Source organism: Paenibacillus kribbensis (assembly GCF_002240415.1).
Taxonomy (GTDB): Bacteria; Bacillota; Bacilli; order Paenibacillales; family Paenibacillaceae; genus Paenibacillus; species Paenibacillus kribbensis.
In genome coordinates, this window is record NZ_CP020028.1 from 5,421,030 (window position 1) to 5,442,574 (window position 21,545).

Below are 21,545 nucleotides of genomic sequence, written 5' to 3' on the forward strand. Positions count from 1 at the left end.
ATCAACAAAATATCAATGGGCTTGCCAAGATGATGCCTTGGGTACATATATCATAAAGGTTTCAAGACATCCCTTGGTTAAACCTCAATAAGGAGATATCCGATCATGACCATAATCAATGTAAATTATCCAGCAGGCCGCATAACGCTTGAACAGCGTCGACTTTTGGCAGAAGGCTTGACGGATGCAGTGCTCGTTCCAGAGGTAGGTCAATATTGTCCGCCAGCAAGAGAAGGGTTCCAGGTCCATTTCACCGAACGTCCAAGAGATTACATGGCAATTGGCGGGCAATTGCTGTCGGATCAGCCTGAACGTGATGTAATCACCGTCAATGTTCTGGTGATGGATGGTGACTGGCCTAACGACGTCCGCAAAAAAGTGCTTGAGAATATTCTTGGCAGTTTGACAAAAGTACTTGGTTTACCGGAACCATCCCCGACTTGGTGGGTATCTTTCCAGGTCATTGAAGAAGGCAGTTGGGGTTCCCGCGGCGGTGTCCTCTCCATTCTGGACTTGCTGGATTCAGGGGTATTTACGGAGGAGAAAATTAAGGCTATCAAGCAAAACTTTACACGATAACACAAGAGGCTCAGCACTTCTTAAAGGTGGGAGGAGCATTAATACAGTAACAACCTAATAACTTAAGCACAGTGTAATATGACCAAAGGAAAAAACACCCATAAGGGTGTTTTTCATAAGAGTGCTCTTTATTTTCCTGTTAATGTTCTCACTTCAATAGGAAGCAAGTTCGCCTCGATTTGAGCCCGCTCTGGTTCATACCACTCTGGCAGCATTAATTTTTGCCCCAAAGCTTCAGCAGGTTCATCGTTGGCAAATCCCGGTGGATCTGTAGCAATTTCAAAGAGTATACCGCCCGCTTCTCTGAAATATATAGCATTAAAATATTGGCGGTCTATGATTGGAGTCGTGTGATAGCCATAATTCTGGACTGTGTTTCTCCAGTCTTCATGTTGTTCGAAATCTTGTGCACGCCATGCAATGTGATGTACCGTGCCTGCTCCACCAATGCCTAAACCCATTTTGGCAAGCGGAACATCCACGATGTTGCCGATTTCTCCTACGGACTGATAACGGGCATATTCGGCGTCTTCACCGATTTTCGTAAATCCGAGTATGCTTTCCAATACATCCATCGTTTTCTGTGGGTTGACGCTAAATAGCACGGCACCTCCAAACCCCTTAATTGCTTTATCGGCCGAAATACCACCGTAAGACCAAGTACTGTTCGCTCCCGCTTCACGTTCGACAAGCTCAAGACGTAAGCCCTCATTATCCTCGAATTGAAGATATTGTTCAGAAAAACGGCTTGTTTTCGTAACTTGAATATCAAAGCTTTCCAAACGCTGCTGCCAAAAATCAAGTGAACCTGGCGGTACCACATACGAGGTAATGCCCACCTGGCCACCTCCGATTCGCCCTTTGGGGGTTCCTGGTGCAGGGAAAAAAGTAATGATGGTTCCAGGGCTTCCTGCCTCGTTACCAAAGTATAAGTGGTAAACTTCAGGAGCATCGAAGTTGATTGTTTTCTTCAATAACCGAAGTCCAAGGATGCCGGCATAGAAGTCGACATTTGCCTGCGGATTACCCGCAAAAGCTGTAATATGATGGATACCTGTAGTTTGAAGTGACATATGAAACCCTCCTCTAATAGTAGAAACCTTTGTTTTTCGTGCTTGGTAATTTTTAATAGCCTGCATTCACGCTTTATTTAAGTATTGCATCGATGGAATATGAACCTGCTCCTGTCAACGCAATACCGATTACGATGGCAATAAGAACTAGCGGATATTCATAGCCGTTAGCTGTTGACCAGATTCCATTTGGTCCATGTACTTTGACAATCGCTCCGAGCATAGTTACCGTAATTAAGAGTGCAGCCAGCGGAGTGAGCAGTCCTAAAGCAAATAGAGCTCCTCCCAGCAATTCCATCAGCCCAGCGGACACTGCCATGAATACTCCGGGCTTAATTCCGATCGATTCCATCCAACCGCCGGTACCCTTTGGACCATAGCCGCCAAACCAGCCAAAAAGTTTCTGAGCTCCGTGCCCCACCAATAACAATCCAACCACCAAACGTACCAGTAACAATCCACTTGCCAACATAAAATCATCCTCCAATTATACTTGTTTTAAGATTGCTTAATTAAAGATATTAGGCAAAAATTAAATTCATTCTTTAACTAATTGTGCCTGCTCTCTTCTTAGTTTTTGAGGAGTAACATCATCTCCATTTGGATCATAGATCGTAGCATTCAAGAGAATGCTTTTTACAGAACCCCGAAAAATTTGAAGGTATTCTTTGCGAAGATCGGTTTGTTCAGTCTTTTCAATTTCAGTTAATCCGACTTCTTGTGCTTTTTTTGCAAGCTGATTAATTCTGTTTAAAATTGTAAGCATGTGTATACCTCCATATTCAAAATGTTCTGATCAGTTATATCTTTAATTTATTTATCTTGATATAAAGATATAATATTTTTCTATCCGTGTCAATACTTTTTCAAAAAAAAGATTAACCTTGGATTGCTTCACACACCAATATGAGAATCTTCAAACATTTCTGTTGGGAAAAGGTGTAATATTATGAGTAACAACTCGCAAAAATGGGCAGAAGTTACAATCAATGGGACGTGCAGGAAGGCCAGAAGAAATCACCAAGAATTTTTTTCTTACAAACTATTAACCGAAAGAAAGGGGCATACAACATGACAAGCCAGTTACAAACAAAAGTATTTATTAGTAGCGATCAACATGATGGGTTCGGTGTAAGCTCGACTATTATATATGGTCCTACTGAAGCGTTACTCTTCGATGCTCAATTTAGCCGTTCCAACGCACTTCGTTTAGTGGCCGAAATACTCGAAACAGGTCGTGAACTAAAACAAATCTTTATCAGTCATTTTCACCCAGACCATTATCTAGGATTGGGTGTAATCAAGGAAGCATTTCCAAACGCACGCGTAATGGCATACAAAGAAGTAGCTGAAGAAGCTAATGCGGCTTTCAGCTTCAAAATCGATTACTGGGGAACTGAGGTCCTGGGTAATAACGGCTCTAAAACCGTGGTAAATATTGAACGCATAGAAGAACCGCATCTCACAGTTGATGGTGAACAAATAGACATCCTGGGGTTAATGCGAGGCGACGCTGAGCATGAAGCCATTTTGTGGATTCCATCCATTAAAACGCTAGTCGCTGGTGATTTGGTTTTCTCCGATGCACATGTTTGGGTAGCTGATGCTCGATTCCCAGAGGATCGACAGGCATGGCTTGATAATCTCGACACATTAGAAGCATTGAAACCAGAAGTCATCATCCCTGGGCATGCTCCAAATGACAGACCTTACAATCCAAATGGTATCAAATTTACACGATGTTATTTGAAAGATTTTATGCATCATCTCACAGAATCAACAGATTCTGCCAACCTAATAGCTAGAATGGAACAACTTTATCCAGACCTGGTAGTGCATATTTGTTTAGAATTGAGTGCCAAAATTTTAAAAGATAAATACCGTTGGGAAGGCGACTGGCCTCATTCACTTCGCGACACGGATGCTGTAATCTGAAACATCGAGTAAAAAGCAGAGATGCTGGTTTTCGTACTCTTTCTTCTATTGAGGCCCATATTTAAAAAAGGGGAAGGCAAAGGCGATTCGTATATCCAATATCTCAGCCAAACCGAGGCATGGAGTCCTGTACATCTGGGAAAGGTGAGTTCATGGCTCTTATTAGTACAAACTACAAAAAAATCAGTTAAATTTTATATATTTAGCGAAATAGGGAAGTATAATATTAGAAAAATGCAGGATGTCAAAACTAGGAGGAAATCATGGGCCGACTCGTTCATTTCGAAATTCATGTAGATGACATGGAACGTGCCAAGAAGTTTTATGGCGAGGTATTTGGATGGACATTTGAGGATTGGAGTGACTATGCTGGAACGCCTTATTTTGGAGCTGTGACAGGCGATGCAAATGAACCCGGAATCAACGGGGCTTTGATGCAGCGTCAAGGTGCTTCCCCCCAACCTAGTCAGGCTATGAATGGTTATGCATGCACTATGGGAGTGGAAGATTACGATTCTACTGAAACAAAAATTCTTAATCTTGGAGGCAAACTTGCACTGCCAAAGCATGCACTGCCTGGAATGGCGTGGCAAGGGTATTACATGGACACAGAAGGAAATATTTTTGGTATTCATCAGCCAGATGAGCATGCAAAATAGAGTTATACAACAATAGCCCGACCTCACACGGTCGGGCTATTATACGTTCGTTCAAGTAGCGATAGAGCGTCTGTCGGTAAACAATACAGCTACGGAAAAGGACCTGAGCATTCATCAGAGTTAGAGCAAGTTAAGGCACAAAATTAATCATAAACATGTGCAAATCAATTCGGTGTTTTGGTCCCTATCTCATCAGATAATCTATTTCAATTCCATGTAATAAAGATTTGTAGGACTATCTTTTGTAATGGTATGTGCGCCAGGAGCAAGTGATACGCTGACAATACCATCAGTTATTGGATAACTGGTTCCATCAACCTTGATTTTTGTTCCGTCTGCTGAACTAAACACCAATGTTAATGTTGAAGCTTCCGTAGTGGTAAACCCAATACTGGTTGAGCTCTCGATTTTTAAGCATTGAGTTAGAGTCAAACCATTATACTCTACAGTTCCCTTGTTTGCCGAAAGATTCCCTTTAATATCAAATAAGTAACTATTAGTTCCAGATATAGTAAAGTTATGAACCCGTTCTCCAGGTGTTGGTACCGGAACAGGAGTCGGTGTCGGTTCTGGGGTTGGTTCTGGAGTTGGCCCCGGTGTCGGTTCCGGAATAGGCGTTGGTGTTGGTTCCGGAGTTGGTTCTGAAATAGGAGTCGGCGTTGGCTCCGTTGGGATTGAATCCCCCCCTACAGACACAAGTTGAGTTGTGTAGCTTCTTATTTTAGCCATTAGAGCTGAATTGAGTGCATACGACGTGTCATCAACGGAATTATCAAATTCCCATGTAAAGTCTCCGTTATTTAGGCGTCCAGCTTTTGCAGTAACAATTTGTTCAACATCGCTTACATTATCAATGTCAGCACCATTTACTCCAGTATCAACGCTTGTATCAAAGTTGTTATACGCTGTCCCTCCTTTTAATGCTTTGTATGAGCTTGGTACGGTCTCATTTCTCGACGAAGCTAAGTACGCATCAAATGAGCTTTTATTTGCCGGAGCTGTCCCGTTATTGGAGTTTGCATAAATCAGACTGGCAGCATCAACTATACTATTGTTGTAGGCCTTAATCACACCTCCGTTTTCGCCCGAAAATGTACCTTCCCCTAAAGCATCCGTACCTTGCAAAGAGCTCAGCATTGGATATTTAGCATGTCTAAAATAATTAGATTCTACAAAGGCTGAAGCTCCCATTGTAGCACCGACACCATATTTTGAAACTCCATCAAAGAAGTTATTATATATATGAACAGATGCCACTCTTATACGTGGATGACGGGAGTCTGAATGATCAAACCAGTTATGGTGGAAGGTGACAAAGAATTCTGACGATTCACTTAAGCCGACCAAAGCTGATTTTCCTGAATCCCAGTAGTGATTATAAGAGATTGTAATATACGTCGATCCATTTTTAACGTCTGTGGAACCATCTCCCTTTGCTTGGTCAGCATCTCCTCCTGCAGATCCATAGAATATATCATTATTATGCACCCAAACATTCGCATTTCCTGTATCCATTGAAATACCGTCATCAGGGAACAACATCAGACCCAGATTTCTCACTTCCACATTTCCGACATATCTAAGAAGTATTCCCCATCCGTAAGCATAAGCATCGTCTCCGATACCTTCAACCGTCATATTCATTTCCGAATAATTTTTTTTGCCTTTTACTTGAAGATATCCACTGCTATTCAGTTGTCCTTTCATGTCATCTTCTGTAACTTTCCCAATAAATCTGATTGCAAGTGGTGTTGTATCATAGCCTTTTTGTCTTAATGCCAAAATCTCGCCCAGACCAACACCTTTTTGAACACGACCTGAGCTATTGATTTTCACATCGAGGGTCAATGTTTGTGCAGTCTTGGATGTTACATAAAGAACCTGGGCACCATTCTTAAGTGTTCCGTCTTCATTATAAGCACCCGAGCCCGTGCCATATTGCGATTTTGATGAGAAAGCAAATCCGGATCTATCATATGACGCTACGGATAGCTTTTTTGAAACAGCACTTACCGTTGATCCGCCTGGCAGCCTGGCTTCAACCTTCATTACATAATCTCCAGCTGCAAGACCTACGGCATCAGCTCTCCAATAGGAAGGGTATTTTCGGATTAATTCACTATCAATTTGTTGATAGTAAGAATCTGACGCGTTTACAGGTTTAACATATACATTATATCCCTCCGCATTGCTTTCAGGTGACCATTCTACATACGCAGTTTCATTCCAGCCTCCACCGTCGATGATCGAAAGACCAGCAGCATAAATTTTAGTACCTTGCAATCCTATTAAAGATATTACAAGAGAAAACAATAAAACAATACTCATTACATTTGTAATCCTCTTTTTCATTTCCAATCCTCCCAAATTTGATTTGTTGCATACACCATTGAACCGTTATCAAAATACCGACAAGTTTCTCGATCCACCTCCCCTCGTGTAATCATATTAATGAAACACATCCAAACTTTATAATGAGAAAAAAGTCACAATACATGAGTCAAACTAATGCGACTTACATTCAAACTACAGCGTCTATCCATAATCTTCAAGGGGGAGAAATTAGTATTATATAAGACTCTTTCCCATAATTTCGAACTAATTCGTCATCATTCGTCAATATCCCCCTCCTTTCAACGTCCTAAATTGCGGTGTATATTAGGAGATATTTCCTGGTTCATTTTTGCTAGAAATTAATTGGATGAATATCCCTACGGGTAGAAATTTGACACTAACCAGTGCATTTTTCATGGCGATAAAAGGTCAAAAGCTTAAGACGTGTGCAGAGGAGCTAAAGATGGAGGCGATCCGCCCGCACGTTAAGGAAAACTGGACGTACCGACAGATTACGCTCACTTGGGAATACAAGATAAGGTTCGGATGGAGCGTTGAATGTGTAAATCGCGAGAATGGGTGAATTGGGCCTGCTGGATCAGCGGGGAAGACGAGCCCAATATGCGAATCAGAACCGCTACGTTTAACAGCTCCGGCGGGAAAACGAACTGCTAAAAAAGTGTTTGGGAATCTGGAGGCAGGAGGGAAAGTCAGCCGAACCAAATATGCCGAAGACTTCACGGTAGACATGGTCAATCACAAATACGTATTTGAGGAATTGGCCGAAATAATTAAGAAGTATTGTGTGGTAATTAAATCATACGGAGATGCAAAAAAGCGACCGAGGCAGGTCGCTTTTTCTAGTGGTATAAATGGAGGAAAGGGGAGTCGAACCCTGCCCAAAAATATCGCCACACAGGCTTCTACGGGTGTAGTCACGGTTTTGATGTCACCCTAGCAAGGGTTCGTTGTATAGCTCGTTTACTTGCCTTAACCTACTACTAATCTTTTCGGCTGGGGATGATCGTCCGAGCCAACTATTGGAGGCACCGAGAACTGCACTTGGATACAGCTAGTATAATCACTCCCTTTATATGGATAACTGCCAGCATTCACTTTGACAACAACACAATATTTTGCAAAGATAATTTTACAAGAACCGTGAACCCCAAATTAACCCCCAGTAGGAGGAATTATGTTTAAGATAGAAACCTATGATTATACCAATAAAAACTTTGATGAATGGGACATCCCTTTTGACTATCACTGCGTCTACATATTAGAAAATGGTAAAGAGGCCTACATTGGTGAAACCAACAACTCCATCAGAAGAGCGAAGGAACACGCTAGCAACTCCCAAAAAAATAAGAATAAAAAATACCTTTTTAACAAAATGCATATAATTACTGGATCACCAATGGAGGAAACACCAGCCAAGCATTATGAAAACCTGCTAATAAAACTAATGAAGGTTGATAAAAAGTTTCATATTGTAAATGGAAGTGACGGCCAAAAGCCGCATTACCAAAGAAAGAATGATTTTGAACGGCATTTTGATAAGCTATGGTTCCAGCTTGAAGAAAAAGGGCTGGTAAAAACGAAAGAATTTAATACGATCATTAACTCAAATGCATATAAGTACTCTCCTCATACTACCCTAACCGAAGAACAACACAAGACCTTAACAAGTATTGTTCACACCATTGATTCAGGTGAGACTCTACCACATGAACCGACTTTCAATACAAGGCCAATTCTCATAAGAGGTGATGCGGGAACCGGGAAAACTGTTGTAGCCACTTCACTGTTCCATTATTTAAAAAGCAATGAGCGTTATAGAGATAAAAAAATCGCATTGGTGTATGCAAATCCCTGCACTCGCAGCGAAATTCAAGAAGTTTTTAAGAATACGGAGGGGTTGAGCAAAAAAGACGTTATCAGCCCAGTGGAAGTCACCAAACAACACTACGACATTATTATTTGCGATGAAGCCCAACGACTGAGAAGAGGTAAAAATCTCGGAATGTATTACGTACATTTTAAAACAGGGAATGTCCGACTCGGATTCGATAAAACACACGATGAATTGGATTGGATTATGGCTAATTCCAACTGCCAGATTCTATTCTATGACGGAAAACAAAGTACAAGTCCTTCCGACATAACACGCGAACAATTTGAAGAAAGACTGTATGAAAGAAAGCGGGGGATTCGTCCTATAGAGCTAGATGAACAGATGCGAATAAAAGCTGGCGATAGCTATGTCCCTTACATCTACGATGTGCTTTATCAAAAAACTACTAACAATCTTGCATTTGAAAACTATGATTTTAAACTTTTCACCTCGTTTTCCGATATGGTGAACGCCCTTGATGTAAAGGAAAAAGACATGGGGCTATGCAGGCTTTGTACAGGATATGCTTGGGAATGGAAAGGTAAAGAAGACAACAAATTAGTAGATATCTGTATTGACGGTGTTAACATTAAATGGAACAGTCAGACAGGCGGTTGGTTAAGCAATTTAAATGCTAAAAAAGAGATGGGTAGTATTTATACATTGCCTGGACTTGATTTAAACTATGCCGGAGTTATTATTGGTCCAGATCTCGTTTTTGATAAATTGGACAATATGATAAAAATAAATAAGGATAATTTTTTCGACAACAAAGTAAAGAATGGAATAACTGTTGAAGAACTGAAAGCTTACATTCTTAATACATATGCGGTTTTTCTAACTCGTGGTATCAGAGGAACATACATCTATGTTTGTGACGATAACCTAAGAGAGTATTTTGAGAGGTATATTCCTTATTACTAACTACATAAAGTTGCACTCCGGTTGACTTTACCACCGATGCTTATTCTACGAGTCAACCCGCTGCGTCTCCGTAGACAGCAAAACCCGCTAACCATCAGGTCAGCGGGTTTTGCTGTAATTTCCATATGGAGGCGAGGGGAGTCGAACCCCTGTCCGAAGATAACGACACATAAGCTTCTACGGGTGTAGTCACAGTTTTGATGTCACCCGAGTACCGCCCCGTAACCGGCTGTACGTTGGGTCAGCCTGATTGTCTTCTTCAGCACACCCCAGGCGGAGATGTGACAGCGTATCCCACTATAGGTTAGCCCCTACATCCGGCACATGGGCGATGCAGGAGAGGAGCACGCTCACAGGTTATTAAGCTGCGAAAGCGTAGTTGTTTTGTTGTTTGCCGTTTAATAGGCTTTAGCGTTGATGAAGCGGACGCGTCCCCACTACCCGCTACCCATGCTCGAACTATCCCCGTCGAATCCATAAACGCCCCCTCATTAAAAAAGGGCTCCACGGATTAATCCGGAAATACCGGAGCATAAGCATGCATAATATCGGAAGCTGAATCCTGAGATTCAACAGTCGAACCAAGTTGAACACAAAATACATTTGAAAACTTACTACTTCGTTAGTATACCATATTACATGTCATAACGAAACGGAATGAAGCCATTTCAGCTCGATAAAATAGCACCATTACAGGAACAAGTAGCTTATCCACGTAATTTGTACCATACATGATAATGCAGCAACCTATCTCGCAATTTTTTGCTTCTCACGCAGAGCGCGTTGGATATCACGCTGTGCATCGCGTTTGGCAGCCGTTTCCCGCTTGTCATACTGCTTTTTACCTCTGCCCAATCCAAGCAGCAGTTTGGCATAGCCGTTGCGCACGTAAATCTTGAGCGGTACGATCGTATAGCCTTCCTGTTTGGACAGACCGATAAGCTTACGAATCTGCTCTTTGTGCAGCAGTAGCTTACGCGTACGCGTCGGATCGGTTGGATTGTTGCGATTACCTTGCTCAAAGGGACTGATGTGCATATTGTGAATATGAATCTCGCCATTACGGATCGTAGCAAAAGCATCACTGATGTTGGATCGACCATTCCGCAAGGACTTGATCTCCGTTCCCGTTAACACCATGCCCGCCTCGTAGGTGTCCTCAATAAAATAGTCATGGGAAGCTTTTTTGTTCTGGGCGAGCACTTTCCCGTCTGCCTTCTTACCCATGAATACCACTCCTTTGAATAACGTAATCAACTTCTAAATCCAAGCATTTCATCTGATGGCTACCAAGCTCCACCTAGAAACATATTGTAACAAAATTCAGATGGTAAAAGCAAGAAAGACAAGCTCTCACTCCTGCACTCGCGATTCATATGATTTACATACTTCAAAAACAAAGTGGCCTCCATCTATCACAGCAGACGGAAGCCACTCTCGTACATACCCTAGAATCAGCTTTACACGCTGAAACAATCAATTCAGCCAGCAATAAGCGGTCTATCCTGATTACTTCTTCTTTTTTCGTACAAATGCAGCGGTGCCGTTACCTCCACTACCGCCTTTATTCTTCCGTTTGCGACGCCCGGCACCTTCACCGCTTGATCCGGCGTCACTGCCTGGTGTAGCTGCACTGCCGATAAAAATACCGCTAGCAGATGTCTTCTTCTTCCGGCGTTTGCTTGTACCGGCGATTGGCGAATTGTATCCGCCCTTGCCACTACCAAAGCCAAAGCTGCCTGCCGAGCCGGCTCCGTTTCCACCACCGCGGCCTGCGCGACCTGTGGTGCTAATGCCTCCGCTGCCGGCCTCTTTAGGCTTCCCAGCCGCTTCACGACCGCCTTTACGCTCTCTGCCAGCCTTGTCCTTGCCGCCCTTGCGGTCACGTCCATCGCGGCCTTTACCGCGGCCCTCGCCACGCGCAAAGCCTCCGCCTTGTCCCGAGCCGCCCGTCCGCTCACGGCGTTGCCGCTGCTTCATATCGACAAGCTCGAAGTCAATTGTGTAATCCTCCATATTGACGCGGGCGACACGAACCTTGACCTCATCTCCGATGCGGAATACCTTAGAGGTGCGTTCACCGATTAGCGCCATATGCTGCTCGTCAAAATGGTAATAGTCATCCGTAAGCGCACTCAAGCGCGTCAGACCCTCCACCGTATTGTCCAACTCGATGAACATACCGAAGCTGGTTACGCTGCTGATGATGCCCTCGAACTCCTCGCCAACCTTGTCCAGCATGTATTCAGCCTTTTTCATTTGCTCTGTGTCGCGCTCTGCATCCACAGCCACACGTTCTCGCTCGGAGGATTGCTGCGCAATATCTGGCATGCGTGCAGTCAGATATTCCTGACGCTCATCTGTCAAAGCCCCGCCATTCTCCAATACCTCACGAATGACACGGTGAATCACCAAATCAGGATAACGGCGAATTGGCGATGTAAAATGAGAATAATACTCCGCAGCCAGTCCAAAATGCCCTGTAGACTCTGCATCATACTTCGCCTGCTTCATCGAACGCAGCATCATGGTACTAAGCACCGTCTGCTCCTTCGTGCCCTGAATGTCCTCCAGCAACGTTTGCAACGCACGCGGGTGAATGGAATTCCCACGGCCTTTGATCTGGTGTCCAAAATTAGCGGCAAACGCCATGAAATTTTGCAGCTTCTCCGGGTCCGGGTCCTCATGAATCCGGTAGAGGAAAGGCACCTTGAGCCAGTGGAAATGCTCGGCCACGGTTTCATTGGCTGCCAGCATAAATTCCTCGATAATTTGCTCGGCTATCGTACGATCTCTTTTTACGATATCGACAGCTTTACCTTCATCGTCCACAATCACTTTCGCTTCATCAAAATCGAAATCAACCGCACCCCGGCGCATCCGGTTAGCACGCAGCTTCAATGCCAGTTCCTTCATCGTACGGAATACTTCTACCAGATCTTTGTACCGTTCCATCAATTCGGCATCTTCCTCTTCGAGGATTTTGCGAACGTTGGTGTATGTCATTCGTTCCTTCGTCTTAATCACACTGGTGAAAATATCATGCTTTACAACCTTCATATGCTCGTTGAATTCCATTTCACAGGACAAAGTCAAGCGATCCACCTGCGGATTCAAAGAACAAATCCCGTTGGAAAGCCGGTGTGGAAGCATAGGAATGACACGGTCGACCAAATAAACGCTACAGCCGCGGTTATAAGCCTCCTGATCCAGCTTGGAGTTCTCACGCACATAATACCCTACGTCGGCAATATGAACGCCCAGACGGTAGTTTCCGTTCGGCAGACGCTCTACATTAACCGCATCATCCAGGTCTTTGGCATCCTCGCCATCAATCGTAACAATGATCTTATCACGCAAATCGCGACGTCCCTGACGTACAATTTCTTCCTCCGTAATCGCGTCGGGAGCCTGATCCGCTTCCGCTGTCACTTCATCGGGGAAAGCCTCCGGAAGCTGATGCTTGCGAATCACCGACAAAATGTCGACGCCTGGATCGTCCTTGTGACCCAGCACCTCCAGCACTTCGCCTTCCGCTGCCGCCCGTCCCTCCGGGTAGCTCACAATACGCACAACGACCTTTTGCCCGTTCACAGCTCCGTTGAAGCTGTCCTTTGGAATAAAAATATCCCGGTTAATGCGCTTATCATCCGGCAAAACAAAACCGTATGCTTCGTGGCTCTGAAACACACCCACCACTTGAAGCACAGCGCGCTTCACGATCCGCACGACTTCGCCTTCCAATCGGCCACCCGCAGGTCCCTTTGACGTCACTCTTACCAGCACCGTGTCTCCATTCATCGCGCTCTTTAAATCGTTAGCATGAATGTATACATCCGGGTGCTCCCGGTCCTCTGGAATCAAAAAAGCAAAGCCCTTGGCATGAGCCTGCAAGCGCCCGCGCTGCAAATCCATCCGTTCCGGCACACCATAACGGTTTGTGCGGGTCAGTAAAATTTTCCCATCTTCCTCCAGTGCGTTCAAGAGCTTAAGGAATTCGCGAAACTCTTCTGCGTCCTTAATGTCAAAATGCTGCTCCAGCTCCTGGTATGTCATAGGCTTGTATGCGGTCTCTCGCATAAAATCAAGTAGTTGTTGCTCTGTTATCATAATTTTGTCCACCTCGGGCAACCTTTAATTTTCAGTAATAATCCGCATGTTCCTTGTTCCTGTTACAAGGCTCTTATATACTCATACCCTAGTATACACGAATTTAATCGACGGCATCCCTGCCTGTCTAAAATCCAAAAAAGCCCCCGTTTCCAGTGAAACGAAGGCTTAATGTAGATATTTATCTTATTTTGCAAAAAATGCAACCAGAACGGCAACAATCATAAAACACGCACCCAAAACGGCAGTTGCGCGTTGCAAAATCAAATCCATACCGCGAGCTTTTGTCTTGCCGAACAGATGCTCAGCACCGCCAGAGATGGCACCGGACAAACCTGCACTTTTCCCTTTTTGCAGTAAAACAACCGCAATAACAGCAATCGAGAACACAATGAGCAGCACTTTCAAAAAGATTTCCATGAAAAATCCCACCTCCCTGAGCGTATACATCTGTTTTGCAAAACAACACAGCCTCTTTTATGAAAACATGTCCATATCATGTTATGAATAGCCGGAAATTAACGCAAAACACTACTTTCATTTTACCACAACTTCCAGTAGATAACAACCAGCTATGACGATTGACTCCGATCAAACCTTTACAAAGATACATCTGCATGCTCATCTACTTATATACACGTATACACAGACAATTAACAAAAACAGACCTGCTCACAGTAGCGAGCAGGTCTGTTGGATCATTGCGTAAAAGCTTCGTGCGTCCAAGCCTCGTGATCATCAACCACAAAGCTTGAAACACCGTCAGCATGTTGGCGCAATATTATTTTTTCAGGTTGTAGAAAGATTTCAGGCCGTGGTATTGAGCCAGTTCACCCAGTTGATCCTCAATGCGGAGCAATTGGTTGTACTTCGCAATACGGTCAGTACGGGAAGGAGCACCTGTTTTGATTTGGCCTGCATTTGTTGCAACAGCGATATCAGCGATTGTGCTGTCTTCGGATTCACCGGAACGGTGAGAGATTACAGCTGTGTATCCTGCGCGTTTAGCCAATTCGATAGCGTCGAATGTTTCAGTCAGCGTACCGATTTGGTTTACTTTGATCAGGATGGAGTTACCGATGTTTTCTTCGATACCTTTAGCCAGACGTTCTGTGTTCGTTACGAACAGGTCGTCACCAACCAATTGGATTTTGCTGCCCAGTTTCTCAGTGAGCAATTTCCAACCTTCCCAGTCATCTTCGGAGCAACCATCTTCGATGGTAACGATTGGGTATTTATCAACCCAAGAAGCAAGCAGGTCAACGAACTCAGCAGAAGTGAAGGATTTGCCTTCGCCTTCCAGTGTGTACTTTCCATCTTTGTAGAACTCAGTGGAAGCAACGTCCATACCGAGGAATACGTCAACGCCTGGTTTGTAACCGGCTTTTTCGATTGCTTCGATAATCGTGGACAGAGCTTCTTCGTTGGATTTGAAGTTAGGAGCAAAACCGCCTTCATCACCAACAGCTGTGTTCAAACCTTTAGAGTTAAGTACAGATTTCAGGTTGTGGAAGATTTCCGCACCAATACGCAGAGCTTCTTTGAAAGTAGGAGCGCCTACAGGCAGAACCATGAACTCTTGAACGTCAACGTTGTTGTCGGCATGAGCGCCACCGTTAACGATGTTCATCATTGGTACTGGCAATTGTTTAGCGTTGAATCCACCCAGGTAAGTGTACAGCGGCAAGCCCAGAGCTTCAGCAGCAGCGCGAGCAACAGCCATGGATACAGCCAGAATTGCGTTTGCACCCAATTTACCTTTGTTATGTGTACCATCCAATTTGATCATCAAAGTGTCGATTTCTACTTGGTTCAAAGCATCCAAGCCGATCACTTCAGGAGCGATGATTTCGTTCACGTTTTTAACAGCTTGCAGAACACCTTTACCCAGGTAACGGGATTTGTCGTTATCGCGAAGCTCTACAGCTTCGTGAGCACCAGTGGAGGCACCGGAAGGAACGATGGCACTACCGATAGCGCCGGATTCCAGATATACTTCAACTTCAACCGTAGGGTTACCACGGGAGTCGAGGACTTCGCGAGCGTACACGTCAGAAATAATAGTCATTTGTACTTAATCTCCTTTGTGAATCATAATTTATTGGTCAAGCCTATATTTATTAAATCAAGCTTACTTGCGGGATGCAATCATAGATTTTCCTGTCATTTCCGCAGGTTGCGGAAGTTGCATTAAATCCAGAAGCGTTGGAGCTACGTCAGCCAGAATTCCATGCTCACGCAAAACGATATTTTCGTCAGTCAAAATGAACGGAACCGGATTCGTCGTATGAGCTGTGAACGGGCGTCCCTGCTCATCAATTTCCATATCCGCGTTACCATGGTCGGCAATGATAATAACCACGCCGCCTTTGGCTTTAACCGCGTCAACAACACGTCCAACACATTCATCCGTCACCTCTACCGCCTTAATAGTTGGTTCCAGCATGCCGGAGTGTCCAACCATATCGGGATTGGCAAAGTTCAGGATGATTGCGTCATGCTTGTCAGCTTCGATTTCCTTCACTGCTGCATCCGCAACCTCATACGCACTCATTTCAGGCTTCAGATCATACGTAGCTACTTTTGGCGAATTGATCAAAATACGAGTTTCGCCAGGCAGTTCTACATCGCGTCCGCCACTGAAAAAGAAAGTAACGTGCGGATACTTTTCTGTCTCAGCAATACGCAATTGCTTTTTGTTGTTTTGTACCAGCACTTCGCCAAACGTATTATCCAGGTTTTTCGGTTCATAGGCTACAAAGCCTCCAACCGTTTCACTGAACAAAGTTAGGCAAACAAAGTGCAGATCCTTAGGCCATTTGGGCCCACGGTCAAAACCACGGAAATCCTCATTGGTAAATACTTGAGACAGTTGAATCGCACGGTCAGGACGGAAATTCAGGAATACAACAGAGTCATTGCTTTCGACCAGCCCTACAGGACTTCCGTCGGCCTTCACAATAACAGTTGGCTCCACAAATTCATCGAACACTGATTTTTCATACGATTCCTTTAATGCTTCCAGTGGGTCAGTATATTGAGGACCTTCCCCGTATACGATTGCACGGTAAGACTTCTCAACACGTTCCCAACGTTTGTCGCGGTCCATTGCGTAATAACGTCCTTGTACGGTCGCAATTTGGCCAATGCCCACTTCCTGAATTTTAGCGATCAGCTGTTGCATGAAGCCTACGCCGCTGTCAGGCATAACGTCGCGTCCATCCATGAAAGCATGAATGTACACTTCGGTTAATCCTTCTTTTTTCGCCAGGTCCAGCATAGCGAACAGATGGCTGATATGGCTATGCACGCCGCCGTCGGACAGAAGTCCGTACAGGTGAAGCTTGGCGTTGTTCTTCTTGGCATGCTGAACGGCTTTAACCAATGTTTCGTTATTGAAGAATTCACCCTCGCGAATGGACTTCGAAATACGAGTCAAGTCTTGATACACAGTGCGGCCTGCGCCGATGTTCAAGTGACCTACTTCGGAGTTGCCCATTTGTCCTTCCGGCAGACCCACCGCTTCACCAGAAGCGGTCAGCGTTGCATGAGGATATTGTTTTAAATACCGGTCGTAATTCGGTTTGTTGGCCTGTGCAACCGCATTGCCTTCCACGTTGTCGCGCAGTCCGAATCCGTCCATAATAATTAAAGCTACCGGTTTTGGTGCTGCCATCTTACTTCGCCCCCTCAACAAGCGCGATGTACGACGCCGGTTGAAGACTGGCACCGCCCACAAGCGCGCCGTCGATATCGCTTTGACCCAGGTACTCAGCAACATTTTCAGGTTTTACACTGCCACCGTATTGAATACGTACAGCATTAGCTGTACTTTCATCATACAGCTCTTTAATCAGACTGCGGATATAGGAGATCACTTCATTCGCATCCTGCGAAGTGGAGGATTTTCCTGTTCCGATCGCCCAAATTGGCTCATAAGCAACAACGACTTGTGCAGCCTGATCCTTGGCCAAGCCAGCAAAAGCTGCTACAGTTTGCACTTTTACAACCTCTTTGGTTTGACCTGCTTCACGGTCTTCCAGCTTTTCGCCTACACATACGATCGGAGTCAGGCCGTGGCGGAATGCCGCATGAACCTTTTTGTTTACCGTTTCGTCTGTTTCGTTGAAATACTCACGACGCTCGGAGTGTCCGATTACAACGTAGTCTACGCCCAGATCCTTCAACATTCCGCCGCTGATTTCACCTGTGAACGCACCATCTTCTGCAAAATGCAGGTTTTGTGCGCCAATTTTAATGGATGTGCCTTTTACTGCTTCAACCAGAGCAGGAAGATTTGTAAATGGAGCGCAGATTACGCTTTCCACTCCTGCAACCTCTGCTTTACCTTTGACCTCTTCGATGAAGGTCTTAGCTTCTGGAACGGTTTTGAACATCTTCCAGTTACCCGCGATAATCGGTGTTCTCAATGGTTTCAACTCCTAACTATTAGATGCCCTAAAGCCTTTATTACGCGTTAAACGCTTGATTACTTATCGTTAAGTGCAACAACACCCGGAAGTGCTTTGCCTTCCATAAATTCCAGGGATGCGCCGCCGCCAGTGGAAATGTGATCCATTTTGTCAGCCAGGTGGAATTTCTCAGCCGCAGCCGCAGAATCACCGCCACCAATGATGGTGTATGCTTCTGTTGTTGCGCAAGCTTCCGCTACTTCACGAGTACCGCCAGCGAAAGGTTCCATTTCAAATACGCCCATTGGTCCATTCCAAACAACCAATTTGGAGTTTTTGATCACATCAGCATAGATTTTACGAGTTTTCGGTCCGATATCTACGCCTTCCCAATCTGTAGGAATACCGTCAATGTCTACAATGTTCGTGTTCGCTGTAGCGCTGAAATCGTCAGAAATAACGATATCTACCGGAAGATAGAATTTTTTGCCGAGCTTCTTCGCTTTTTCGATAAATCCAAGAGCTACGTCCAGTTTGGATTCATCCAGCAGGGATTGACCCACTTCATAACCTTGAGCTTTAAAGAATGTATAAGCCAAACCGCCGCCAATGATTACGTTATCTGCAATGTTCAGCAGGTTGTCGATCACGTCGATTTTGTCTTTTACTTTGGAACCGCCAATAATGGCTGTAAAAGGACGGTCCGGGTTCGAAAGAGCTTTACCGATTACAGACAATTCTTTCTCCATCAGCAAGCCGGAAACAGCAGGAAGAAAATGCGCGATACCTTCTGTAGAAGCATGAGCACGGTGTGCTGCACCAAATGCGTCATTCACGAAAATGTCAGCCAGTTCAGCAAATTGCTTCGCCAGCTCAGGATCGTTTTTCTCTTCTCCTGGGTAGAAGCGTACATTTTCAAGCAACAGCACGTCGCCGTTTTGCAGTTCAGCCACTTTCGCTTTAACAGCCTCACCAACTGCTTCGTCCACCTTAACAACAGGCTTTTTGAGCAGTTCAGACAAACGCACACCAGCAGGAGTCAGACGCATGGATTCAACGACCTGACCTTTTGGACGTCCAAAGTGACTCGCCAAAATAACTTTTGCACCTTTTTCAATCAGGTAGTTAATTGTTGGCAAGGTTTCGCGAATACGCTTGTCATCCGTAATTTTACCGTCCTCAACCGGAACGTTAAAATCTACACGAACAAACACCCGTTTTCCATTCAGTTCTATATCACGTACGCTCTTTTTGTTCATCTCCATATTCCTCCGCACCCTTTTAATTTTACGAAACAGGAATTTAAGGCACATTTTGATATATAAAGAGCGGAAACAATAACTGCTGTTTCCGCTCTATGATGTTGCTCGATAAGAAATTTCTTATTTAGCCAATTTAGCGAAGTATTCCAACGTACGGATCAATTGTGCAGTGTAGGACATTTCATTGTCATACCAAGCTACAGTTTTAACCAGTTGTTTGTCGCCAACTGTCAGAACTTTAGTTTGAGTTGCATCAAACAAGGAACCGTAAGTGATACCTTTGATGTCGGAAGAAACGATTTGATCTTCAGTGTATCCGTAAGTTTCAGGATCGGAAGCTTCTTTCATCGCTGCGTTGATTTCTTCAGCAGTTACATTTTTCTCCAGAACTGTTACCAGCTCAGTCAGGGAGCCTGTTGCTACTGGAACACGTTGAGCTGCTCCGTCCAGTTTACCTTTCAACTCAGGGATAACCAGGCCGATTGCTTTAGCAGCACCAGTTGTGTTAGGGATGATGTTCTCAGCTGCTGCGCGAGCACGACGGAAGTCGCCTTTAGCATGTGGAGCATCCAAAGTGTTTTGGTCGCCAGTGTAAGCGTGAATTGTAGTCATCAAACCTTCAACGATACCAAATTTGTCTTGCAGTGTTTTAGCCATAGGAGCCAAGCAGTTTGTTGTGCAAGAAGCACCGGAAATTACAGTTTCAGTTCCGTCCAGAATTTCATGGTTTACGTTGTAAACGACAGTTTTCATGTCGCCAGTAGCTGGAGCGGAGATAACAACTTTTTTAGCGCCGCCTTTCAAGTGTTTCTCAGCAGCTTCTTTAGTTGTGAAGAAACCTGTGCATTCCAGAACGATGTCTACACCCAGGTCTCCCCAAGGCAGTTCTTCAGGGTTGCGGTTAGCCAAGACTTTAACTTCTTTGCCGTTTACTTTGAAGAAGCCTTCATGTACTTCTACTTCTCCTTGGAAAGTACCTTGTGTTGTATCATATTTCAACAGATGTGCCAGCATTTTGGAATCTGTCAAGTCATTGATTGCTACTACTTCAATACCTTCCACGTTTTGAATACGGCGGAAAGCAAGGCGTCCAATACGTCCGAAACCGTTAATACCAACTTTAACTGTCATGAGTGAGTTCCTCCCAAAGTTCGTTTAGTTTAGTTTTATATATTCAAGACAGACCCGAAAGCCCGTCAAGACAACACATTTAATCAATCTGTATTAACCTTTTAAATAATGGCTTACAATCTCGGCAGCAGCGCCTTCATCGGTGACAAGAATGTCTTCTTGGCCGAAACGCAGCACCGCATGAATAGCAGCCGCCTTGCTCTTGCCTCCAGCTACACCCAGAACAGTCTCGGTACGCCTAATGTCCTCCAAGCGGAGTCCAAGCGTCAGCATGCGGTGAACAACGACACCGTCCTCGTTGAAATAATAACCAAACGATTCGGCAACCGCGCCCTCACTGCTGATCTGGGCAAAGGTTTCGGGGTCAAGCTTGCGTCTGCGTGCCATCGCTATGGCGTTGCCTATCCCGTGAATGATGATACGGCTCTTTCGAATCAGGCTCAATATATCCTGAATGTTCGTATCCTCAAGCAACGAGTTGTAGGCATGATTGCTGAGCAAATCCGGTACATGGAGCAGACGGTATTGAGCGCCGACTTTGCGGGCCATTGTGGAAGCAATGGTGTTAGCCTGCATTTCCATGCTTTCTCCCAACCCCCCGCGTGCCGGTACAAACCACCCGCCCTTGAGCGAACCATTAGCAGGCAGTGTCAGTTGCTCCGCTACATCTGCAATTGTCGTGCCTCCTGTTACCGCGACCACATCCTCGTCGTCCATAACACTCAGCAACGCTTTTGCTCCAGCACGGCCCAACTCCTGCTTCGCTAACGGTGAAGCATCCGAGTCCCCTGGAACGACAATCACCTTCTTCAAGCCGTAGGCTTGACGAATCTGATCTTCCAGTTGGGACAGGCCGAACAAGTTGTTCGCAATCGGCTCCAGCTGTTCCAGCAGATCCAGCCCTGCTTTGCTCACCTTCATGCCCACACTCTCGATCTCAATGAGCCCTTGGGCCTTGAGGAGATCGGTTTCGGCGCGCAACACGCGCTCGGTCATATCCAGTGAAGCTGCCAGCGTTCTGCGTCCAATGACATCGGACAACATGATCTGGCGCAGGATCGTGTACCTTTTTTTCAAAACATCCATGAGGTCGGGCAGAAGCTGCTTCTGTATTTCTAATATCTTTCGCATGCTTTCCACTCCCGCACACTTCTAAGTTCTTTCCCTAAAGCTATATCTCTAATTGGTCTTAAAATGTCCCGGGATAACTTTTTAAGTCCCACGTATATCTT

At 44.9% G+C, this 21,545-nt stretch carries 17 protein-coding genes and 1 other RNA gene; 4 read left to right on the plus strand and 14 right to left on the minus strand.

Going from position 1 to position 21,545, the window contains the following annotated elements:
- The first annotated feature begins 105 nt into the window (after positions 1–105).
- On the plus strand, positions 106–579 hold the full coding sequence (locus B4V02_RS24200) for a tautomerase family protein (RefSeq protein WP_094156744.1): 474 nt from the start codon (positions 106–108) through the stop codon (positions 577–579).
- A 128-nt stretch (positions 580–707) separates the two neighbouring features.
- On the opposite strand, the gene B4V02_RS24205 is transcribed toward B4V02_RS24200, so the two are convergent.
- The 3 genes from B4V02_RS24205 to B4V02_RS24215 all read right to left on the minus strand — a co-directional run bounded on the left by B4V02_RS24205 (position 708) and on the right by B4V02_RS24215 (position 2,418).
- Positions 708–1,652 carry a ring-cleaving dioxygenase gene (locus B4V02_RS24205; protein ID WP_094156745.1) on the minus strand — a complete coding sequence of 315 codons (945 nt, stop codon included), beginning with the start codon at positions 1,650–1,652 and terminating at the stop codon, positions 708–710.
- 73 nt (positions 1,653–1,725) lie between these two features.
- Positions 1,726–2,124 carry a DoxX family protein gene (locus tag B4V02_RS24210; protein ID WP_094156746.1) on the minus strand — a complete coding sequence of 133 codons (399 nt, stop codon included), beginning with the start codon at positions 2,122–2,124 and terminating at the stop codon, positions 1,726–1,728.
- A gap of 66 nt (positions 2,125–2,190) precedes the next feature.
- On the minus strand, positions 2,191–2,418 hold the full coding sequence (locus tag B4V02_RS24215; protein WP_094156747.1) for a DUF896 domain-containing protein: 228 nt from the start codon (positions 2,416–2,418) through the stop codon (positions 2,191–2,193).
- A 305-nt stretch (positions 2,419–2,723) separates the two neighbouring features.
- On the opposite strand from B4V02_RS24215, the gene B4V02_RS24220 reads away from it, so the two are divergent.
- Both B4V02_RS24220 and B4V02_RS24225 read left to right on the plus strand, forming a co-directional pair.
- Positions 2,724–3,587, plus strand: coding sequence for an MBL fold metallo-hydrolase (locus B4V02_RS24220; RefSeq protein WP_094157081.1), 864 nt, complete (start codon positions 2,724–2,726; stop codon positions 3,585–3,587).
- 263 nt (positions 3,588–3,850) lie between these two features.
- Entirely contained in the window at positions 3,851–4,246 is a 396-nt protein-coding gene (locus B4V02_RS24225) for a VOC family protein (RefSeq protein ID WP_094156748.1), read from the plus strand.
- Positions 4,247–4,447: 201 nt separating this feature from the next.
- On the opposite strand, the gene B4V02_RS24230 is transcribed toward B4V02_RS24225, so the two are convergent.
- Positions 4,448–6,598 carry a pectate lyase family protein gene (locus B4V02_RS24230; protein WP_094156749.1) on the minus strand — a complete coding sequence of 717 codons (2,151 nt, stop codon included), beginning with the start codon at positions 6,596–6,598 and terminating at the stop codon, positions 4,448–4,450.
- Between the two features lie 1,177 nt (positions 6,599–7,775).
- Between B4V02_RS24230 and B4V02_RS24245 the strand changes: the two genes are divergently transcribed.
- A complete protein-coding gene (locus B4V02_RS24245; protein ID WP_094156752.1) occupies positions 7,776–9,398 on the plus strand; it encodes a DNA/RNA helicase domain-containing protein in 1,623 nt (540 codons plus the stop codon).
- A 123-nt stretch (positions 9,399–9,521) separates the two neighbouring features.
- Here the strand turns inward: B4V02_RS24245 and ssrA are convergent.
- The 10 genes from ssrA to B4V02_RS24295 form a co-directional block, all read right to left on the minus strand.
- Positions 9,522–9,886, minus strand: a transfer-messenger RNA (tmRNA) gene (gene ssrA / locus B4V02_RS24250).
- Positions 9,887–10,145: 259 nt separating this feature from the next.
- Positions 10,146–10,625 (minus strand): SsrA-binding protein SmpB, encoded by a 480-nt coding sequence (gene smpB / locus B4V02_RS24255; RefSeq protein ID WP_007428162.1) that lies wholly within the window; start codon positions 10,623–10,625, stop codon positions 10,146–10,148.
- Between the two features lie 282 nt (positions 10,626–10,907).
- Positions 10,908–13,508, minus strand: coding sequence for a ribonuclease R (gene rnr / locus B4V02_RS24260; RefSeq protein ID WP_094156753.1), 2,601 nt, complete (start codon positions 13,506–13,508; stop codon positions 10,908–10,910).
- Between the two features lie 186 nt (positions 13,509–13,694).
- Positions 13,695–13,928: a preprotein translocase subunit SecG gene (secG, locus tag B4V02_RS24265; RefSeq protein ID WP_007428160.1), complete on the minus strand. Its 234-nt coding sequence runs from the start codon at positions 13,926–13,928 to the stop codon at positions 13,695–13,697.
- Positions 13,929–14,289: 361 nt separating this feature from the next.
- Complete coding sequence (gene eno, locus B4V02_RS24270; protein ID WP_007428159.1) at positions 14,290–15,576, minus strand: phosphopyruvate hydratase; 1,287 nt, start codon at positions 15,574–15,576, stop codon at positions 14,290–14,292.
- Positions 15,577–15,639: 63 nt separating this feature from the next.
- Positions 15,640–17,184, minus strand: a complete 1,545-nt coding sequence (gene gpmI / locus B4V02_RS24275) for a 2,3-bisphosphoglycerate-independent phosphoglycerate mutase (RefSeq protein ID WP_094156754.1) — start codon at positions 17,182–17,184, stop codon at positions 15,640–15,642.
- Position 17,185: 1 nt separating this feature from the next.
- The gene (tpiA, locus tag B4V02_RS24280; RefSeq protein WP_094156755.1) at positions 17,186–17,938 is read right to left on the minus strand and encodes a triose-phosphate isomerase; all 753 of its coding nucleotides are present in this window, start codon (positions 17,936–17,938) and stop codon (positions 17,186–17,188) included.
- Positions 17,939–17,997: 59 nt separating this feature from the next.
- On the minus strand, positions 17,998–19,179 hold the full coding sequence (locus tag B4V02_RS24285) for a phosphoglycerate kinase (protein WP_007428156.1): 1,182 nt from the start codon (positions 19,177–19,179) through the stop codon (positions 17,998–18,000).
- A gap of 123 nt (positions 19,180–19,302) precedes the next feature.
- Positions 19,303–20,313 carry a type I glyceraldehyde-3-phosphate dehydrogenase gene (gene gap / locus B4V02_RS24290; protein ID WP_094156756.1) on the minus strand — a complete coding sequence of 337 codons (1,011 nt, stop codon included), beginning with the start codon at positions 20,311–20,313 and terminating at the stop codon, positions 19,303–19,305.
- 93 nt (positions 20,314–20,406) lie between these two features.
- A complete protein-coding gene (locus B4V02_RS24295) occupies positions 20,407–21,444 on the minus strand; it encodes a sugar-binding transcriptional regulator (RefSeq protein ID WP_094156757.1) in 1,038 nt (345 codons plus the stop codon).
- Positions 21,445–21,545 lie beyond the last annotated feature (101 nt).